General features: G+C 38.3%; 18 protein-coding genes and 1 other annotated feature. Of the genes, 16 read left to right on the forward strand and 2 right to left on the reverse strand.

All coding sequences use genetic code 11. The annotated features are described in order from the left end of the window. The first annotated feature begins 209 nt into the window (after positions 1-209). The 16 genes from PZE06_RS08980 to PZE06_RS09055 all read left to right on the forward strand — a co-directional run bounded on the left by PZE06_RS08980 (position 210) and on the right by PZE06_RS09055 (position 16,448). Positions 210-608 (forward strand): cytidine deaminase, encoded by a 399-nt coding sequence (locus PZE06_RS08980; RefSeq protein WP_150915394.1) that lies wholly within the window; start codon positions 210-212, stop codon positions 606-608. Further along, entirely contained in the window at positions 601-1,521 is a 921-nt protein-coding gene (era, locus tag PZE06_RS08985; protein WP_150915357.1) for a GTPase Era, read from the forward strand. The genes PZE06_RS08980 and era overlap by 8 nt, the downstream gene beginning before the upstream one ends. Positions 1,522-1,740: 219 nt before the next feature. Next, entirely contained in the window at positions 1,741-1,881 is a 141-nt protein-coding gene (locus PZE06_RS08990) for a YqzL family protein (RefSeq protein WP_019154550.1), read from the forward strand. Positions 1,882-1,915: 34 nt separating this feature from the next. Then, the gene (gene recO, locus PZE06_RS08995; RefSeq protein WP_150915358.1) at positions 1,916-2,677 is read left to right on the forward strand and encodes a DNA repair protein RecO; all 762 of its coding nucleotides are present in this window, start codon (positions 1,916-1,918) and stop codon (positions 2,675-2,677) included. Between the two features lie 273 nt (positions 2,678-2,950). Continuing rightward, positions 2,951-3,136 (forward strand) — a binding site (T-box leader). A 71-nt stretch (positions 3,137-3,207) separates the two neighbouring features. Continuing rightward, entirely contained in the window at positions 3,208-4,098 is an 891-nt protein-coding gene (gene glyQ / locus PZE06_RS09000; protein ID WP_095306856.1) for a glycine--tRNA ligase subunit alpha, read from the forward strand. Next, positions 4,091-6,160 (forward strand): glycine--tRNA ligase subunit beta, encoded by a 2,070-nt coding sequence (glyS, locus tag PZE06_RS09005; protein ID WP_150915359.1) that lies wholly within the window; start codon positions 4,091-4,093, stop codon positions 6,158-6,160. Before glyQ ends, glyS begins: the two co-directional genes overlap by 8 nt. A 186-nt stretch (positions 6,161-6,346) precedes the next feature. Next, positions 6,347-6,982 carry a transcriptional regulator CcpN gene (gene ccpN / locus PZE06_RS09010; protein ID WP_150915360.1) on the forward strand — a complete coding sequence of 212 codons (636 nt, stop codon included), beginning with the start codon at positions 6,347-6,349 and terminating at the stop codon, positions 6,980-6,982. A gap of 135 nt (positions 6,983-7,117) precedes the next feature. Next, positions 7,118-7,936, forward strand: coding sequence for a pyruvate, water dikinase regulatory protein (locus tag PZE06_RS09015; RefSeq protein WP_150915361.1), 819 nt, complete (start codon positions 7,118-7,120; stop codon positions 7,934-7,936). Between the two features lie 419 nt (positions 7,937-8,355). After that, complete coding sequence (locus PZE06_RS09020; protein ID WP_150915362.1) at positions 8,356-8,793, forward strand: YaiI/YqxD family protein; 438 nt, start codon at positions 8,356-8,358, stop codon at positions 8,791-8,793. 93 nt (positions 8,794-8,886) lie between these two features. Beyond that, entirely contained in the window at positions 8,887-10,704 is a 1,818-nt protein-coding gene (dnaG, locus tag PZE06_RS09025) for a DNA primase (RefSeq protein ID WP_150915363.1), read from the forward strand. Positions 10,705-10,812: 108 nt separating this feature from the next. Continuing rightward, entirely contained in the window at positions 10,813-11,937 is a 1,125-nt protein-coding gene (rpoD, locus tag PZE06_RS09030; RefSeq protein WP_095306850.1) for an RNA polymerase sigma factor RpoD, read from the forward strand. 114 nt (positions 11,938-12,051) lie between these two features. Beyond that, entirely contained in the window at positions 12,052-12,588 is a 537-nt protein-coding gene (locus PZE06_RS09035; protein ID WP_150915364.1) for a hypothetical protein, read from the forward strand. Between the two features lie 100 nt (positions 12,589-12,688). After that, complete coding sequence (locus PZE06_RS09040; protein ID WP_150915365.1) at positions 12,689-13,828, forward strand: acyl-CoA dehydrogenase family protein; 1,140 nt, start codon at positions 12,689-12,691, stop codon at positions 13,826-13,828. 329 nt (positions 13,829-14,157) lie between these two features. Then, entirely contained in the window at positions 14,158-14,526 is a 369-nt protein-coding gene (cccA, locus tag PZE06_RS09045; RefSeq protein WP_150915366.1) for a cytochrome c550, read from the forward strand. A 96-nt stretch (positions 14,527-14,622) separates the two neighbouring features. Next, positions 14,623-15,333, forward strand: coding sequence for a tRNA (adenine(22)-N(1))-methyltransferase (locus PZE06_RS09050; protein WP_150915367.1), 711 nt, complete (start codon positions 14,623-14,625; stop codon positions 15,331-15,333). Then, the gene (locus PZE06_RS09055; RefSeq protein ID WP_150915368.1) at positions 15,333-16,448 is read left to right on the forward strand and encodes a Nif3-like dinuclear metal center hexameric protein; all 1,116 of its coding nucleotides are present in this window, start codon (positions 15,333-15,335) and stop codon (positions 16,446-16,448) included. Before PZE06_RS09050 ends, PZE06_RS09055 begins: the two co-directional genes overlap by 1 nt. Before the next feature lie 171 nt (positions 16,449-16,619). On the opposite strand, the gene PZE06_RS09060 is transcribed toward PZE06_RS09055, so the two are convergent. Continuing rightward, on the reverse strand, positions 16,620-17,561 hold the full coding sequence (locus PZE06_RS09060; RefSeq protein WP_150915369.1) for a 4-hydroxy-3-methylbut-2-enyl diphosphate reductase: 942 nt from the start codon (positions 17,559-17,561) through the stop codon (positions 16,620-16,622). A gap of 478 nt (positions 17,562-18,039) precedes the next feature. Beyond that, complete coding sequence (vrrA, locus tag PZE06_RS09065; protein ID WP_191963193.1) at positions 18,040-18,633, reverse strand: VrrA/YqfQ family protein; 594 nt, start codon at positions 18,631-18,633, stop codon at positions 18,040-18,042. Positions 18,634-18,846: the final 213 nt, after the last annotated feature.

Genomic DNA, 18,846 nt, shown 5'->3' on the forward strand with positions numbered 1-18,846 from the left:
TTATGAGAACTTCGCAAATAGTCTTTTCTTTTTTGCATCTCGTTCCAGAAACCGCTAAAATAACATCACATATATTTTACCCGTAAGGTCAAGTTTTTAGAAAATTCTAATTTTTTTATTACAATTTTGCAACAATTAATGAAATCTTGGCAAGAATACGGTAAAATATAGGAAGTAGCAGTCTTCGTTATGAAAGGAAGTAGTAATTGGTGAATCAAGCAGAATTAATCGAACAATCAAAGATCGCAATGGATAAAGCCTATGTACCATATTCTAAATTTAAAGTGGGAGCTGCCCTCCTCACAGCCGATGGAAAGGTCTATCATGGCTGTAATATTGAAAATGCAGCATATAGCATGACCAACTGTGCTGAGAGAACAGCATTGTTTAAAGCCGTTTCTGAAGGGGTGAGAAATTTTACTGTTCTTGCTGTCGTAGCGGATACGGACCGACCTGTTCCTCCATGCGGTGCATGTCGTCAAGTGATTGCGGAATTGTGCCCAAAAGACATGAAAGTAGTTTTAACGAACTTAAAAGGGGATATTAAAGAACTAACGATAGAAGAATTATTGCCTGGAGCATTTACACCGGAGGATTTGCATGACTAACGTAGAAGAAACTAAACAACATAAATCAGGATTTATTTCCATTATTGGACGTCCCAATGTAGGAAAATCAACATTTTTAAATCGAGTGATTGGGCAAAAAATTGCCATTATGAGTGATAAGCCACAAACAACGAGAAATAAAGTTCAAGGTGTGCTTACAACGAATGACGCGCAGCTTATTTTTATTGATACGCCAGGAATTCATAAGCCAAAACATAAGCTTGGTGACTTTATGATGAAGGTCGCTCAAAACACGCTAAAAGAAGTTGATATCGTCTTGTTTATGGTCAATGCTGAAGAGGGCTATGGGCGTGGAGAAGAGTTTATCCTTGAGAAATTTAAGAGTGTAAAGACACCGATTTTCCTAGTGATTAATAAAATTGACAAAATACACCCTGATCAATTATTAACGTTAATTGAATCCTATAAAGAGAAGCACCCATTTGCAGAAGTGATTCCGATTTCTGCTCTAGAAGGCAATAATGTCGAAACATTACTTGAGCAAATTAAAAAGTATTTACCTGAAGGTCCACAGTTTTACCCAGCAGATCAAGTAACTGATCACCCTGAAAGATTTATTGTCTCAGAACTGATTAGAGAGAAAGCGCTCCATTTGACGCGGGAAGAAATTCCTCATTCTTTAGCTGTTGTAATTGAAAAAATGGAGCGTCGGGAAGACAAAGATGTGGTTCATGTGATGGCTACAGTCATTGTTGAAAGAGATTCGCAAAAAGGAATTATTATTGGTAAGCAAGGTAGCATGCTTAAAGAAATTGGGAAAAGAGCGCGAATCGACATAGAAAACCTTTTAGGAACAAAGGTTTTTCTTGAATTGTGGGTAAAGGTACAAAAAGATTGGCGCAATAAAATGACACAACTCCGTGATTTCGGTTTTCGTGAGGATGAATACTAACATTCTTCTTTTTTCTAAATTATTATGTAAGCCATTAGAATATGCATGTTTCGAAATATTTACTTGTCTAAAAAACTGGCAGGTGAGCGTGAGCGCTCCCTATGTATTGGTCGTTTTAACAATATTTATGTAACATGAAATTTAGATGTCAGGGCTATGATAAGGTTAAGGATTTGGGATAGTAATTGCTAGTCGAAAAATTGAAAGGTGGGGTTTTTGATGTTGGATTTTACCTGGAGAATCTTTTCAGAGACAGGTAATATTGACACGTATCTTCTCTACAAGGAATTGGAGAAAGAAAATCAAGAAATACCCGAAAATCAGAGCAACGAGCTAGCAGAGAAGTTTCCATATCTCTAGTTTTGTCCTGCTAAAGGATGGATGGTGATGGTCGATGCTGCAAAAATGCGAGGGCATCGTCATTCGAACAAGTCATTATGGAGAAGCGAATAAGGTTGTCACTTTATATACCCGAGAATGGGGAAAGGTTGGTGTGATGGCTGGAGGGGCCAAAAAGCCAAACAGCCGCTTAGCGGCCGTCACTCAACCTTTTACATATGGATATTTCTTAATTAAGAAAAGTACAGGTTTAGGAAATCTTCAACAAGGGGATATTATTTCCTCAATGAGAGGGATTAAGGAAGATATTTTTCTTACCGCCTATGCAAGTTATATCATTGATTTAACTGACAAAGCTACAGATGAGAAAAAACCAAATCCTTTTCTATTTGAACTTCTTTATCAAACTCTAAACTATATGAACGAGGGTGTCGATCCGGAGATATTAATGAATATTTATGAGATGAAAATTCTTAATATGCTTGGATTATATCCTGTGCTTAATCAGTGCTCCATTTGTGGGAATACCGAAGGTGAGTTCTCCTTTTCGATTCGAGAAGGAGGCTTTATTTGTCACCAATGTCTCGAGAAAGACCCGTATCATTATAAGATTTCAAAAGCAACTGTACAGCTTTTACGGTTATTTTATTTCATTGATATTGCAAGATTGGGGAATATTTCCGTTAAAGAGGAAACAAAAAAAGAACTAAAAACGATTATATCTGCCTATTATGATGAGTACTCTGGTCTGAATTTAAAAACAAAACGATTTTTAAAACAAATGGATCAAATCAAAGGATTAGACGAGAAAAGCTAGATATGCGTTATTTCGCATGGCTATTTACGCTATTTAACTTGAGTTTAAGTCTGTTATCTCATGCGCAGAGCCCAAAAAATAAAACAGACCAAAGCAGGTGCCGCTTATGGGGTTTTTACAATCTCTGATAAGCTTCATCACCTTATAGTTTAGAAGGGTGCTCAGCACGAAAAAGGCAACTTTCATTCACTGAACGACGCTTTCTTGATGAGCAGTTATAGGTGATGAATCATTGACATTTTTTTTGTTTTTCGATATTATAATTGAAAATTACAATACGCGAAGAAGGAAAAGAGTACTTAACATTTCTCTATGAAAGCGATCCTAGGATGGTGTAAGCTAGGAGATAGGGCGTTAAGGAAGGGCGTTCCGGAGCGTTCGTTTGAAAGTGGCTGTCATCAATAGCAATAGCAATGGCAGCAAATAGGGTGGAACCGCGGGTAAACTCTCGTCCCTATGCTTACTAAAGCATAGGGAACGGGAGTTTTTTGTTTCTATATGCGAGAAAATGAGAAGGAAGGGAAGAAACAATGAATATTCAAAACATGATTTTAACGTTACAAAAGCACTGGTCTAATCAAGGTTGCATTCTCATGCAAGCTTACGATGTTGAAAAAGGAGCCGGGACGATGAGTCCGTATACTTTCCTGCGTGCAATCGGCCCAGAGCCTTGGAATGTAGCTTATGTTGAACCATCTCGTCGACCAGCAGATGGACGTTACGGAGAAAATCCAAATCGTCTTTATCAGCACCATCAATTTCAGGTGATTATGAAACCTTCGCCAGATAATATACAAGAGCTTTACTTAGACTCTTTAAAGGCATTAGGAATTAATCCGTTAGAGCATGATATTCGTTTTGTTGAGGACAATTGGGAAAATCCATCCCTTGGCTGTGCTGGTCTAGGCTGGGAAGTATGGCTTGATGGTATGGAAATTACTCAGTTTACGTATTTTCAACAAGTTGGTGGTTTAGAATGTAAGCCTGTTTCTGTTGAGATTACTTATGGAATTGAGCGTTTAGCTTCTTACATTCAAGAAAAGGAAAATGTTTTTGATCTAGAGTGGACAGAAGGATTTACGGTGAGAGATATTTTCCTTCAGCCTGAGTTCGAGCATTCTAAGTATACATTTGAAACATCGGACACTGAAATGCTCTTTCATTTATTCAATATTTATGAGAAGGAAGCACATCGTCAGATGGACGAAGGTCTTGTTCATCCAGCCTATGATTATGTGCTAAAATGCTCCCATACGTTCAACCTGTTAGATGCTAAAGGGGCTATTTCGGTTACAGAACGAACTGGATATATTGGTCGCTGTCGCAATTTAGCGAGGAAAATCGCGAAAACATTTTATGAGGAAAGGGAAAAGCTCGGCTTTCCGATTTTACAGGCAAAGGAGGATATGAGCCATGAGTAAGGATTTATTAATTGAGATCGGTTTAGAGGAAATGCCTGCACGTTTTGTCACAAGTTCGATTGAGCAATTTACCGCTAGAATTCAAAAATGGTTTATCGATCAAAAAATTGAAATTGGAGAAATCCATTCCTATTCGACACCGCGTCGCTTGGCAGTCATCGTGAAAGAAGTTTCTGAGTCGCAGCAAGATATTCAGGAAGAAGCGAAAGGACCAGCTAAAAAAATTGCTCTAGATGAAAACGGTAATTGGTCAAAAGCTGCAATTGGCTTTTCCCGCGGACAAGGGATGAGTGTTGATGATATTTACTTTAAGGAAATCGGCGGGGTCGAATATGCCCATGTAGAAAAGTTTATTAAAGGAGGAGAAACTCGTTCACTTTTACCTGAACTGAAGCAAATTATTACCGGCTTAACTTTTCCGAAAAATATGCGTTGGGCAAATGAGGATATGAAGTATATTCGCCCAATTAAATCGCTTGTTGCTATATACGGCAGCGAGATTATTCCGTTTACAATCACAAACGTAGCAACAAGCAATTGGACAATGGGACATCGTTTCCTTGGAGAAAAGGTAGAAATTTCTTCACCAGAAGAGTATGTTCCTACCCTTCTAGGACAGTATGTAATTGCGGATAGTGAGGAAAGAAAAGCTGCAATCGTATCACAATTAAAAAAAATAGAAGAAGAAAATGATTGGGTTATTCCAATTGATGAGGATTTGCTGGAAGAGGTAAATAATTTAGTCGAATACCCTACTGCACTTTTCGGAAAGTTTGCAGAAGAATTTCTTGAACTACCGGAAGAGGTTTTAATTACTTCTATGAAAGAACACCAACGTTACTTCCCAGTTAAGTCTTCAGCAGGAAAGCTCCTTCCCTTTTTTGTAACAGTCCGTAACGGGGACCATCAGCATCTCGAAACCGTTGCAAAAGGGAATGAGAAAGTGTTAAAAGCACGGTTAGCCGATGCGGCATTTTTCTATAAAGAAGACCAGAAGCTTGAGATTGATAAGGCTTTAGAGAAGTTTAAAACGATTGTTTATCATGAGGAAATTGGCACTTTAGCTGAGAAGGTAGAACGTGTTAAACAATTAGCTAATATGCTAACATTTGAATTAAATTTTTCAAATGAGGATAAAAATATTACGAATCGTGCTGCAGAAATAAGCAAATTTGATCTCGTAACGAATATGGTGTACGAATTCCCAGAACTTCAAGGATTTATGGGTGAGAAATACGCTATTCAAAAGGGTGAGCGAGAAGAAGTCGCAAAAGCGATTAATGAGCATTACATGCCTAGAAATGCTGAGGATGATACAGCGCGATCGAATGCAGGAGCGGCATTGGCGATTGTTGAAAAATTAGATACGATTGCATCTACATTTGCAATCGGATTGATCCCAAGCGGCTCACAAGATCCGTATGCTTTAAGAAGGCAAGCAACTGGAATCGTGCAAACACTGATCAATAAAAACTGGCATGTCGAACTTGAGAAACTTATTTTACTTGCGATTGATTCGGTTGAAAAAGCTCAATTTTCAAAGTTAACGAGTGCGGAGTTAGAGAAGGAACTGATCGCTTTCTTTAAACTCAGACTTAAATACGTTCTGCAGGAACGAGGTATTCGCTATGATGTTATTGATGCTGTCCTTTCGCAAAAAATAGGTAGTGTAGCAGTGCTAGTGCGTAAAGCAGAAACGCTGAATGACCATAAAGAGGATGCTGATTTTAAAGATACGATAGAAGCGTTGAGCAGGGTGATTAATATTGCAGCAAAGGCGGAAGCGTTAGTCGATGTAGATTCAGCATTATTTGAAAATGAGCAGGAAAGCGAACTGAATACAGCGTTGACTGCAGTAGAGAGTGCTCTAGAAACTGAAGTAACAGAAGAAGAGTATTTTCAATTACTTGTATCATTAAAGGTGCCGATCAACAACTATTTTGAGCATACGATGGTTATGGTTGAGAATGAAAAGTTAAGAACAAATAGACTGAGTTTATTAGCGAGAGTTGCAAATGTGATTAAAGGTTTTGCTGATGTTACTGAAATAATCGTGAAATAGAAAATGGTGTAATTAGGAAATTTATCCAATTGGCTATTATTTGTAAGAGCCTGCTCTACATGAGCGGGCTCTTGCTGATAGTGTTCGGAATATTGGCATAGTCCTTTAAGTAAAAACTTTCAGTACAACTTTAAGTAGTATATAATAATAGTCATAAAGTATAGCATTATTCACTAGGTTGATTAGGTGGTGAGTACAATAGAGCTGAACAAACGACAAGAGCAAATTTTAGAAATCGTGAAGGGAAATGGTCCTATAACTGGAGAACAGATTGCTGAACGGTTAAGCTTAACTCGTGCTACGCTGCGACCAGATTTGGCCATTTTAACGATGGCAGGATATTTAGATGCTAGACCGAGGGTCGGCTATTTTTATACAGGGAAATCAGGGGTGCAACTTTTAACTGAGAGTCTCAAAAAACTGTATGTAAAGGACTATCAATCTATCCCGGTCGTTGTCAATGAAAATATCTCTGTATATGATGCAATCGTAACGATGTTTCTAGAAGATGTGGGAACACTATTTGTGGTAGATCAGAAAAATCTTTTAGTTGGAGTGCTGTCTAGAAAGGACTTACTTCGCGCAAGTATTGGCAAGCAGGAATTAACGACTCTCCCGGTTAATATTATAATGACAAGGATGCCCAATATTACGATGTGTGTAAAAGAAGATTTGTTAATTGATGTAGCAAGTAAATTGATCGATAAACAAATTGATGCTTTACCTGTCGTTAAAGAAACAGATAAAGGATTTGAAGTGATTGGCAGAGTTACAAAAACGAACTTAACAAAAGCGTTGGTCGCCCTTGCCAATAATGAGTAAATGACTTTTTGTACATACGAAACTTGATATGCGGGAGTAACTTGAAAATAAATGCAAGCATCTTTTATGTTTTGTAGGGTCAAGTCTCTATAAGGAAACATAGTCGAAAAAGTGACAGAGGGGATGGTTTTTTAAATGGGAAAGGTTCCAATCATCTATGTTGTATCTGACTCTGTTGGGGAGACAGCAGAGCTTGTAACAAAGGCTGCAGTTAGCCAATTTAATGGTAGCAACGCCACCATTAAACGATTCCCATATGTAGAGGATATTGAAGATATTGATGAGGTTATCTCACTTGTGAAAATGGACAAGGGCATGATTGCCTATACGTTAGTAAAACCAGAGATTCGTGATTATATGAAGCAAGCGAGTATGAAGGAACAGATTTATGCTTGTGACATCATTGGACCATTAATTGATGAGATTCAAGCAGCAAGTGGAATAAAACCTCTTTTTGAACCAGGATTGGTCAGAAAGCTTGATGAAGATTATTTCAAAAAGGTGGAAGCAATCGAGTTTGCCGTCAAGTATGATGACGGACGAGATCCGAGGGGGATTTTGAAGGCTGATATCGTCCTTGTTGGGGTTTCGCGAACATCGAAAACGCCGCTCTCACAATATTTAGCTCATAAACGACTTAAAGTTGCCAACGTACCGTTAGTTCCTGAAGTTGACCCGCCTGAAGAGCTTTTTCATACTTCGCCTGAAAAATGCTTTGGATTAAAAATTGGTTCGGAAAAATTAAATAGCATTAGACGAGAGCGGTTGATTTCCCTTGGACTAAATGATCAAGCGAGCTATGCTAACTTAACGAGAATTAACGAAGAACTTGAGTACTTTGAGAAAATCGTTTCCAAAATCGGTTGCCAGACGATTGATGTGACGAACAAGGCTGTGGAAGAAACAGCGAATATCATTTTAAATCAGTATTATAAGAGAAAAATATCTCAATAAGTGAGGGTGACTAGTGCATAAACATTGTGCTAGTTTTCTTTTTTATACGTCGATGTTGGTCTTTTGCTCAGTTTTTCTCCAATCCTTTAGTGTAACTAAAGGGTGTGTGAAACCAAGGCAACTGACGAAATAAGGCAAAAATCATTTGAGTCAACATATTGCTTAAAAAGCTTTTTCATTATGTAAGAAAAAATAATGGAAAAATACTATTGTTTATACTATAATAAAAAATTGTGATAAAAATGTTTATTATAGGTTTAGACTTACTTCCGAACGAATAAACTAATTATGAATAGAAGTCAAGTTCAGAACCAAAAGAAAATTCGACAAATTCAAGATTTAAAACTTATTCCTATTTTAAGCAGGAATATGTGGAGTGATGTAGAATTTATAGTACATTAGGAAATGTAAAGGTCATAGTGGATGCCGATTCTTGTCCGGTGAAAGCGGAAATTGTCGAAATTGCTCAGAATTTTGGTGTGGATGTTTCCTTTGTTGCTTCCTACAATCATATGATAAACAATCCTTTAGGTGGGAATTGGCATTATGTTGATTCAGATAAAGAGGCTGCAGACTTGTTTATCATGAATCATGTCCATGCTGGTGACATAGCTGTTACACAGGACATTGGTTTAGCCTCAACCCTATTGGCAAAAAACGTTTATGTCCTAAGCCCACGAGGAAGTTTGTATGATGAGAAGGATATTGAAGCTGCACTGCATATGCGATATTTAGCGGCAAAAGCACGAAGACAAGGGAAGTATGGCAAGGGACCGAAGCCATTCACAACGGACGATCGAATCTCCTTTGAAAAAAATTTCACTAAATTATTGTCGAAAATTAAAGGGGTTCTTTGATTTTTGCCGAATATCTCATCATTGAGCTTATTATAAACATTTCTTTTTTCATGTTATGACCTTACGAAATTACAATATATGGAGTTGTTTTCAATGCAAGTGCGAATTCCGGAAGACAAAATAAATGAAATTCGCCAAGCCGTTGATATAGTTGATCTCATTAGCGACTATGTGCAACTAAAAAAACAAGGGCGTAACTACATGGGATTATGCCCATTCCATGGTGAAAACACACCATCCTTTTCCGTTTCACCAGATAAACAAATTTATCATTGTTTTGGGTGTGGAGCGGGTGGAAATGTTTTCTCGTTTATTATGGAGCTTGACAGTCTCACGTTTCCTGAAGCAGCGATTAAGCTGGCTGAAAAAGCAAATATCGCATTGGATATTTCATCATCACAGGTTGCATCTACAACTGAGACATCTTTTTCAAAAGAATTAAAACAAATGATTGAAGCTCATGAATTAATACGTAAATTTTACCATCATTTGCTGGTGAATACAAAAGACGGTCAACACGCTTTGGAATATCTGCTTGATCGTGGATTTACATTAGAATCAATTGAGAAATTTCAAATTGGTTATGCATTAAATTCATGGGAATTTGTTTATAAATTTTTGACAAAGAGAAAGTTTGAACCCGCTATATTGGAAAAATCAGGTCTCATTATTAAACGAGAAAAGGACGGAACTTATTTTGACCGTTTTCGCGATCGAATTATGTTCCCTATTTTTGACCAAAAAGGAAATACGATTGCATTTTCAGGGAGATCATTGGGGTCAGAAGAACCTAAATATTTAAATAGTCCCGAAACAGCAATCTTTAATAAAAGCAAAATTTTATATAATTTTCACTTAGCAAGACCGAGCATGAGAAAATTGCAGCAGATTGTATTATTCGAAGGTTTTGCCGATTGTATCGCTGCAAACAGGGCTGGAGTTGAAAACGGTGTTGCTACAATGGGAACATCGTTGACAAGTGACCACGTTGCTTTAATTAGGAGAAATAGTGAATCTGTAACGATTTGTTATGATTCTGACAATGCAGGGATTGAAGCGGCTTATCGTGCAGCCAATTTATTGAGTGAAGCTGGCTCTCAAGTGAGAGTCGCGATGATGCCAGATGGTTTAGACCCGGATGATTATATTAAGAAATACGGAGAAGATAGATTTACAAAAGAAATCGTTGGTTCAAGCATGACTTTCATGGCTTTTAAGCTTCTTTACTTCAGAAGAGGAAAAGATCTGCAAAACGAAGGAGATCGCTTGCAGTATATCGAAGAAGTATTAAGGGAAATTAGCCAGCTCGATAAGGCGGTGGAGCGAGATCATTATTTAAGGCAAATTTCGAATGAATTTTCTCTTTCCTTGGATGCTTTAAAAGAGCAACAGAAGCAGCTCTATTTTGCACAAAAAAGAAAAAACCAAGGGCAGTCCTTTGCTGAACAAAAGCAAAAATATGTTTCCAGTAGGCAGATTGAACCATTAAAACCAGCCTTTCACAATGCTGAAAGAAGATTAATTTACCACATGATGAGAGATCCTAATATAGCTTATAAAGTGCAAGAGAGGCTCTCAAGTCATTCTTTTAATATTGATGAGCATCAAGCGATTATTACTTATTTATATGGATACTATGAAAAAGGAATGGAGCCAAATCCAAGTCAGTTTATAAACTATTTGACAGATGATAAACTTAGGCGGGTTATTGCTAACATTGAAATGATGTCAGTTAATGAAGAACTGAGTGAACAAGAGTTAAGCGATTATATTAATCAGGTGTTGAAACATCAAAAGTTGTTAATGATAAAGGAAAAAGAAAGAGAACGGCAACAGCTGGAGGCAGAATCTGATTTTTCTGGTGCAGCTCGAGTTGCGATGGAAATCATTCAGCTCAGAAAATCCTTATAATTAAAAGTGGTTTCAAAATGAAGGTTATGTAATAAAACATAACCCAAATTTTAACGATAAAAGTAAAAATTCCAATCGTTTTCGTGATTTTTAGAAGGAGGGGTACATATGGCTGAAAAGTCGGCCCGTTCAAAAGAGGTTGATTCAGATTTGACCCTAGAACAAGCAAAGGAACAATTAACAGAAGTAGGAAAGAAAACGGGTGTTCTCGCCTATGATCATATTGCAGAAAAACTGTCCAGTTTTGAATTAGATTCGGATACGATGGATGAATTTTATGCTTTCTTAGAAGAGCATGGTGTAGAACTTGTGGATGAGAATGACGATAGTGATCCGAATGTACAGGAGCTTTCTAAAGGAGAAGAAGAGTTTGATCTAAACGACCTCAGTGTTCCTCCTGGTGTGAAAATTAATGATCCTGTGCGCATGTATTTAAAGGAAATTGGGCGCGTTGATCTACTCTCGGCTGAAGAAGAGATTAACTTAGCTGAAAGAATTGAAGATGGTGATGAAGAAGCAAAACGCCGTTTAGCTGAGGCAAACCTACGTCTCGTTGTTAGTATAGCAAAGCGTTATGTCGGACGTGGAATGCTTTTTCTTGATTTAATTCAAGAAGGAAATATGGGTTTAATTAAAGCAGTTGAAAAATTTGATTATCGCAAAGGTTTTAAATTTAGTACGTATGCAACATGGTGGATTCGCCAAGCGATCACTCGTGCAATTGCTGACCAAGCAAGAACGATTCGGATTCCGGTTCATATGGTCGAAACGATCAATAAATTAATTCGTGTACAACGTCAACTTCTCCAAGATTTGGGACGCGAACCGACGCCAGAAGAAATTGCGGAAGATATGGATTTAACACCAGATAAAGTCCGTGAAATTTTAAAAATTGCGCAAGAACCTGTGTCTCTTGAAACTCCGATCGGTGAGGAAGATGATTCACATTTAGGAGACTTCATTGAAGACCAAGATGCGACATCTCCTTCTGAACACGCAGCATATGAATTATTAAAAGAACAGCTTGAAGATGTTCTAGATACATTAACCGATAGAGAAGAAAATGTGCTACGTCTACGCTTTGGATTAGATGATGGACGCACACGTACACTTGAAGAAGTGGGCAAAGTCTTCGGAGTGACACGTGAACGGATAAGACAAATTGAGGCTAAAGCACTTCGCAAGCTTAGACACCCAAGCCGAAGCAAAAGATTAAAAGACTTTTTAGAATAAAGCTTGAATAAAATATAAGAAAGTTATTGCTAGAAAATAGTTTACTTCTTACAATTGAGGTAAGCTATTTTCTTTTTATAAAGAATAGCCTTTTATTATAAAGGATGCGAAACCATGGATGAAAAGCGAAAAGCAATAATTGTAAATGAAATAATGACCTGGAAGGAAAACAGGATGCTTCCAGAACAGTATTGTGATTATTTATTAACCTTATACACGGAGGGAAACCATCCTCAGCAGTCTAAATCAAAAAAAATCAAAAAAGCATTTCAGAAGCAATATATTCTTCCGCTCTTATTAATTCCAATATATGTTTTTTTCTTTTATTTTACAGAATTATCTTTCGATTTGCAAATAGTGATTGCAGTTCTTTTTACGATAATGGGAATCATGCTCACATATTATTTTTTCAAAAAAGGCGTACAGTATCATATTGCTTTAATAATGACGGGTCTTCTTTTATTATTGTCGAGTGCGGAAATAGCAACAAATTTCATGGGCGACAATATTATTATTCTCTATGTTGTACTATGTTTGAATTGCTTGTTATGGATTATAACAGGGAAAAAGTTAAGGCTCGTATATTTTTTGATTTCTGGATATCTTGGTTTAGTTTTTGTCGTAATATCTATTTTGATCCAAATTTTTTAGATTAATGCCCAGCTTTTTTAGAAATATAGAGATAATTCACGGAACTTCTTCATACTATCATTGTAAGCGATTGCATCGTCAGGTCAAGGGGGGAGTTTCCGTGAATTTTGAATTTACGCCTGAACAAAACATGATTCGCCGTACAATTAAGGAGTTTGCGAAGGAAGAGGTTGAACCTGGGGCGATTGAGCGTGATATGAAAAGGGAGTTTCCATGTGATATTTTCAACAAACTTGGTGAAATGGGAATGATGGGCTTGCCTTTTCCGGAAGAGTATGGGGGAGGGGGAGCTGATACAATTAGCTTTGCGATTGTTACAGAGGAATTAAGTAGGGCCTGTGCATCAACTGGCATCACGTATTCTGCTCATATTTCATTAGGTGGTGCTCCTCTCGCATTATTTGGAACAGAAAAGCAAAAGCAAGAATATTTAGTGCCTATTTGCCAAGGGCGTTCACTCGGAGCATTTGGGCTAACGGAACCTAATGCGGGATCTGATGCCGCGGGTACGGAAACGGTGGCGAAGGAAGAAAGTGGCTCCTTTATAATTAATGGAAGCAAGTGTTTTATTACCAATGCCAGCTACGCAAAACATCTTGCGTTGACGGCTGTGACAGGTCAAGTGAATGGAAAAAAAGAAATAAGTGCGATTATTGTTCCAACTGATGCTTCAGGATTTTCAGTTAAAAACAATTATGAAAAAATGGGCTTACACGCTTCAAATACGACAGAGCTCATTCTGGATAATGTTGAAGTTCCGACCGAAAATCTGCTTGGAAAAAAAGGCGAGGGATTTAAACAATTTCTTATTACGTTAGACGGGGGAAGGATTGGAATAGGGGCGATGGCCGTAGGAATTGCTCAGGCCGCCTATGAGAAAGCGCTGCAATATGCAAAAGAAAGAAGACAATTCGGAACCACTCTTTCAAAATTTCAGGCAATTCAATTTAAGTTAGCTGATATGGCGATGAAGATTGAACTCGCTCGCAATATGGTTTATAAAGCGGCGTGGTTAAAGGACGTTGGGCGCTCTTTTACAAAGGAAGCGTCGATGTGCAAGCTCTATGCCTCGGAAATTTGTTGCGAGGTAGCCGATCAAGCAATTCAGATTCACGGTGGCTATGGATATATGAAGGAGTACGAAGTCGAACGCTATTTACGAGATGGAAAATTAACAGAAATTGGGGAGGGAACGTCAGAGATTCAACGAATGGTCATTGCTCGCCAAATAGGCTGTTAAGAATGATTAGAATAAAAATAATGAAAAAACATATCATAACCAATGAAACTTCACGATAACAAGTGAAGTTTTTGACTTTTTTTTGAACTTACTGTGACAAACTTTACTTTAGGTCTTTTCCTTCTATCATTTTTCGAGTAAAATAAAGGTTGTTTGTATTTATATTTGTCCTTTTCATAATGGCTCCTATAATAGGAATTGAACGAACGCGATGAAATGATCTGATTTTTTGCTCTGCGATATAAATGTTCGTTTTTACCTTTAAGCTCATTATGGAATTGACTCATCTATTTGACTGGCGGTTTTTACATAAGGGAGGTTTAAACGCAATGAATCGGAATCCAATTATTCCATTTGTTTTAATCATGGTCATTGGGGTGGCTGCTATGTTCTTAATGTCTTTTAAAGGTGTCGGAGACATGAAAGAAATTGCAGCTGAGCAAGAAAATGGCGGTGCAGAAACAGAAGACCTAGCGTCTGCAACTCCAGAAGAGCTTTACCAACAAAAAGGCTGTGTTTCTTGTCATGGTGGTAACTATGAGGGTGCAACTGCCCCAGCATTAATTGGTGTTGGTGATAAATTTAGTCATGAGGAAATTGTTGATATCTTAACGAATGGAACTCAAGGCGGTATGCCTGGAGGACTAGTTCCAGGTCAAGAAGAGGCAATGGCAGAATGGCTCGCAGGATTAGAATAAAACAAAATAGTACTATAAGGTCCTTTGCATATGTAAAGGACTTTTTCTATACTTATAAAATGGACAACTCTATAGTATTGAAAAAGTGGTGAAGAAATGAATATTGATAAATTATCGCAGCGTCTGCAAACTGTAGCGCAATACATACCAGAAGGGAGTCGGCTTGCGGATATCGGCTCAGATCACGCCTATTTGCCATGCCATGTTGTAAAGAAAGGGAAAGTCAGCTATGCTATTGCTGGCGAAGTGGTAGAAGGCCCTTTCCAATCTGCTAAAAAGCAGGTCGAAGCAGAAGGCCTATCAAATAGGATCGAAGTACGCAAAGGAGATGGACTAGAGGTCATTTCTAATGATGAAGTTGATTGTATAACAATTGCGGGTATGGGTGGTGCGTTGATTGCAAGCATCCTTGATGCTGGTGTAGCAAAGCTTACAAATGTTAAACGACTCATACTGCAGCCTAATTTAAGTGCTAAGTCAATCAGGCTCTGGCTATTGGAGCATGGTTGGCAGTTAGTGGCGGAAGAAATTTTGGAAGAAGACGGGAAAGTTTACGAAATACTAGTCGCTGAAAAAGGCGATCCCAATAAGCCTTATCATAATACGAATATTGCTGCTGCTTTATTAATGGGTCCGTTTTTAATCGAGCAAAAAAAAGTGCCTTTCGTGAAAAAATGGCAGGGTGAAGTGGCCAATTGGAAAAGAATATTAGGTAAGCTTGAAGAAGCGGCTGAAAATGAAGACAATCAAAAGAAGAGAATGGAGCTAAGAAAAAAAATATTGCTAGTAGAGGAGGTATTGGAGTAATGAAGAATGCAAATGGTTATGAAGTGATCGAATTATTTGAACAATTTTCGCCTAAGGCATATGCGATGGAGGGGGATAAGGTTGGTTTGCAAATCGGCCGTCTTAATAAACCGATTAGCAAGGTATTGGTAGCTTTAGATGTGCTGGAAGAAGTTGTCGATGAAGCAATTGCTGCAAACGCTGAACTTATTATTGCCCATCATCCAATTATTTTCCGTCCATTGCAAAAAATTACAACTGAACAGACATCTGGCAGGATCATTGAAAAACTTATTAAGCATGATATTGCTGTTTATGCTGCCCATACCAATTTAGATGTGGCAAAAGGCGGGGTTAATGATCTATTGGCTGATGCGTTGGGATTAACGAATACGGAGGTTCTTGTTCCGACCTACGAAGTGAAACTGAAAAAGCTAGCTGTCTATGTACCGGAAGAAAACGCAGAAGCACTAAAACAAGCATTAGGAAATGCGGGAGCTGGTGCAATCGGTAATTACAGTCATTGTACTTTTTCCACTAATGGAACGGGTCAATTTCTCCCTGGAGAGAATACAAATCCCCATATTGGCACGCACGGTAAGCTTGAGAGTGTGAATGAGACTCGAGTAGAAACCATCTTTCCAGCCCATTTAGAAAAGAAGATACTCTCTGCTCTGTTTAAAAACCACCCATATGAAGAGGTGGCTTACGATATCTATCCATTAGATAATAGAGGAGAGACATTAGGACTTGGGAGAATCGGCTATATAGATGAGATGTCATTAGAGGAATTTGCCATGCATGTCAAACAGGCATTGGGTGTAACTGGCGTGCGCGTCGTCGGAAACCTAAAGGATCGGATCAAAAAAGTCGCTGTACTTGGTGGGGACGGCAATAAGTATTTCCGCTCTGCGAAGTTTAAAGGGGCAGATGTTTATGTTACGGGAGACATGTATTATCACGTTGCCCATGATGCCATGATGGAAGGCTTGAATATTATCGATCCAGGTCATCATATTGAAATGATTATGAAGCAGGGGGTTGTCAATGTTCTGACTAAAATGTGTCAGGACAAGGGCTTAAATGTTTCGTTTATTGCCTCGAAACCGAATACAGACCCGTTTCAATTTATGTAAGCATCGAGGCGTGAATGGTCTCTTCGCAATCATTAAAGTGCACACCTTAAAACTTCTCGCTAAAGTAATCACATCCGGTCCCTGTAGCGGCTGTGTAAAAAGTTAACTGCTTATTTATGACAATGAAGGGTTCATTTCCTAAACGACAAAAAAGTATAGCCGATAACGCGGCTATACTTTTTTTACTTTTGGCAAAATTTTACTTAAAGGAACCTTTTTTTCTACATTCCAGGTGGATTGATCGTTTGGATCGAACTGCTCAATAAATGAAATAACTTCCTTAGTGATTGGTGTCGGTGTTGATGCACCTGAAGTGACAGCAACCGTTTCAGCATCCTTAATCCAGTCTATATTCAGCTCACTAACATCACCAATTCGATACGCTTTTGTGCCAGCAATCTCCTCTGAAACCTGTGCTAATCGGTTAGAATTATTGCTCTTTGGATCGCCAACGACAATTGTTACGTCGGCGGCTCCTGCCGTTTGCGCTACAGCTTCTTGTCTTACTTGAGTAGCATTGCAAATTTCGTTATGAAACTCAGCATGAGGGAATTTCTTCTTAAGGAGATCCATAATATGACCAACATCCCATTGGCTCATCGTCGTTTGGTTTGTGATGATCAGTTTATCATGATTGAGTTGAAGTTTATTTACGTCCTCTTCAGTTTCAACGAGGTGCACAATGCCAGGAGCAACACCTAGCGCTCCTTCAGGCTCTGGATGGCCTTTCTTGCCAATATAGATCACTTGAAACCCTTCTGCTTTTTTTTCTCTAATAAGATCATGAGTTCTAGTCACATCAGGACATGTGGCATCAATCGTTACAAGTCCTTTTTCCTTTGCTAAAGCACGAACCTCAGGGGAGATTCCGTGAGCGGTAAATATAACCGTACCTTGGTCAACTTTTTCAAGAATTTCTTTACGATTGCTTCCATCTAATGTGATAATGCCTTCCTCTTCAAAAGCATCTGTGACATGCTTGTTATGAACAATCATCCCAAGGATATAGATTGGCCTTGGCAATGTTTTATCTAAAGCAGCATTTCTTGCAATGACCATAGCATCAACGACACCATAGCAGTAGCCGCGTGGAGAAATTTTAATAACTTTCATTTCGAAACCTCCTAAAAGCGAAGATTGCTCTTAATCTATTAGTCAACCTCTCACTTTTATACAAAAAAGCAGAAATTGATAGAATGTCGTGCAATAAACACAAAATTTATTTCTAATCATTATAATGTATTCTTCTCCTACGAACTCATTATAAAGGATTTTGTCTGAAACCTCAATTTGAGGAGGTTGGAAAAAGAAGTGGGAAGAGTGATAAGCGTTCCCATACGGCTGATTTCATGAAGTTTTTTTTGCAAAGGCCTGTCGTAAAAATGGGAAGTTATTAAATGTTAAAGCTTGTCAGGGAAGGGATGTTGAGCATTAGAATTTAAGCTGAAGGGAAGGGATATTAAGATTGTTCAAGGCAAATTTTGTGTCAAATTAAAAAGCTTTACAAGAAATGGAACAGAATCTTTCACAAAAGTAGATGACATAAAAAAGAATGCTAGTAACAGCATTCTTTCCGGGAACTATCCAGCAATTAAATATACAATTTCGGAGCAGATGCCCTATTTTCAGAAGAACTTCTTTTTTGATTTGATTCTTTATGTTCTTCAGAACTTAGACTTTTTTTCTTTTTCGTATGACCATTGCTTTTCTTCGTGCTTTTTTTTGGAGTCTCTTTTTTAGAAGCATCATCTTCAGAGTCGGAAGGGAGATCTCTGAAGCCTTTATACAGCTTCCATAATGAAGGCAAGTTTTTGACCATTGGCCCATATTGCTGAACCATTGGCCCGATCTGCTGTGCAGTATTGAGCACTTTCTCAGTATTCGCCAAAAATCCGTTTAACGCATTCGGGTCGGTTAAAGTTTTGAGTAAACCGCCACTGCTTCCGCCACGGCTAGCGGCTTGCCCGGCTGCAGTGGAAGTAGGGAAAGAAAAAGGATTTGAATTTGCTCTTTGACTTCCGCGATTTCCAAATATCTTTGCCAATAGTCCACCGCTGCCGCCTCCCCGTTGCGGTTGTGGCGGTCTAAATCCAGCCCTATTTATGGAAGGGCCACCTCTAGGCATCATAGAACGCATGGCTGGGTTTCCAGGTGGGGGGAAAGGAGCTCTCATTCTTGGTGGCATGTTGCTTCCTCCTTTCAATCTTTTGCACTTTAGATATATGCATAGATTCTCTCCTATTAACGTATGCATCTAGGCTGGAATCGTTAAGTACTTTTGCGGAATTGTTATGAATTTGGTATAAAGGATAAGAAAACATCGTTAATTGGCATGAATGACATTTCTCGATTATAATGAGTAGATGATGTCCGAAAACGGGACGAAGATAATGAAGGA

This window comes from Robertmurraya sp. DFI.2.37 (assembly GCF_029211245.1).
In the GTDB taxonomy this organism is placed as follows: Bacteria; Bacillota; Bacilli; order Bacillales; family Cytobacillaceae; genus Robertmurraya; species Robertmurraya methanolica_A.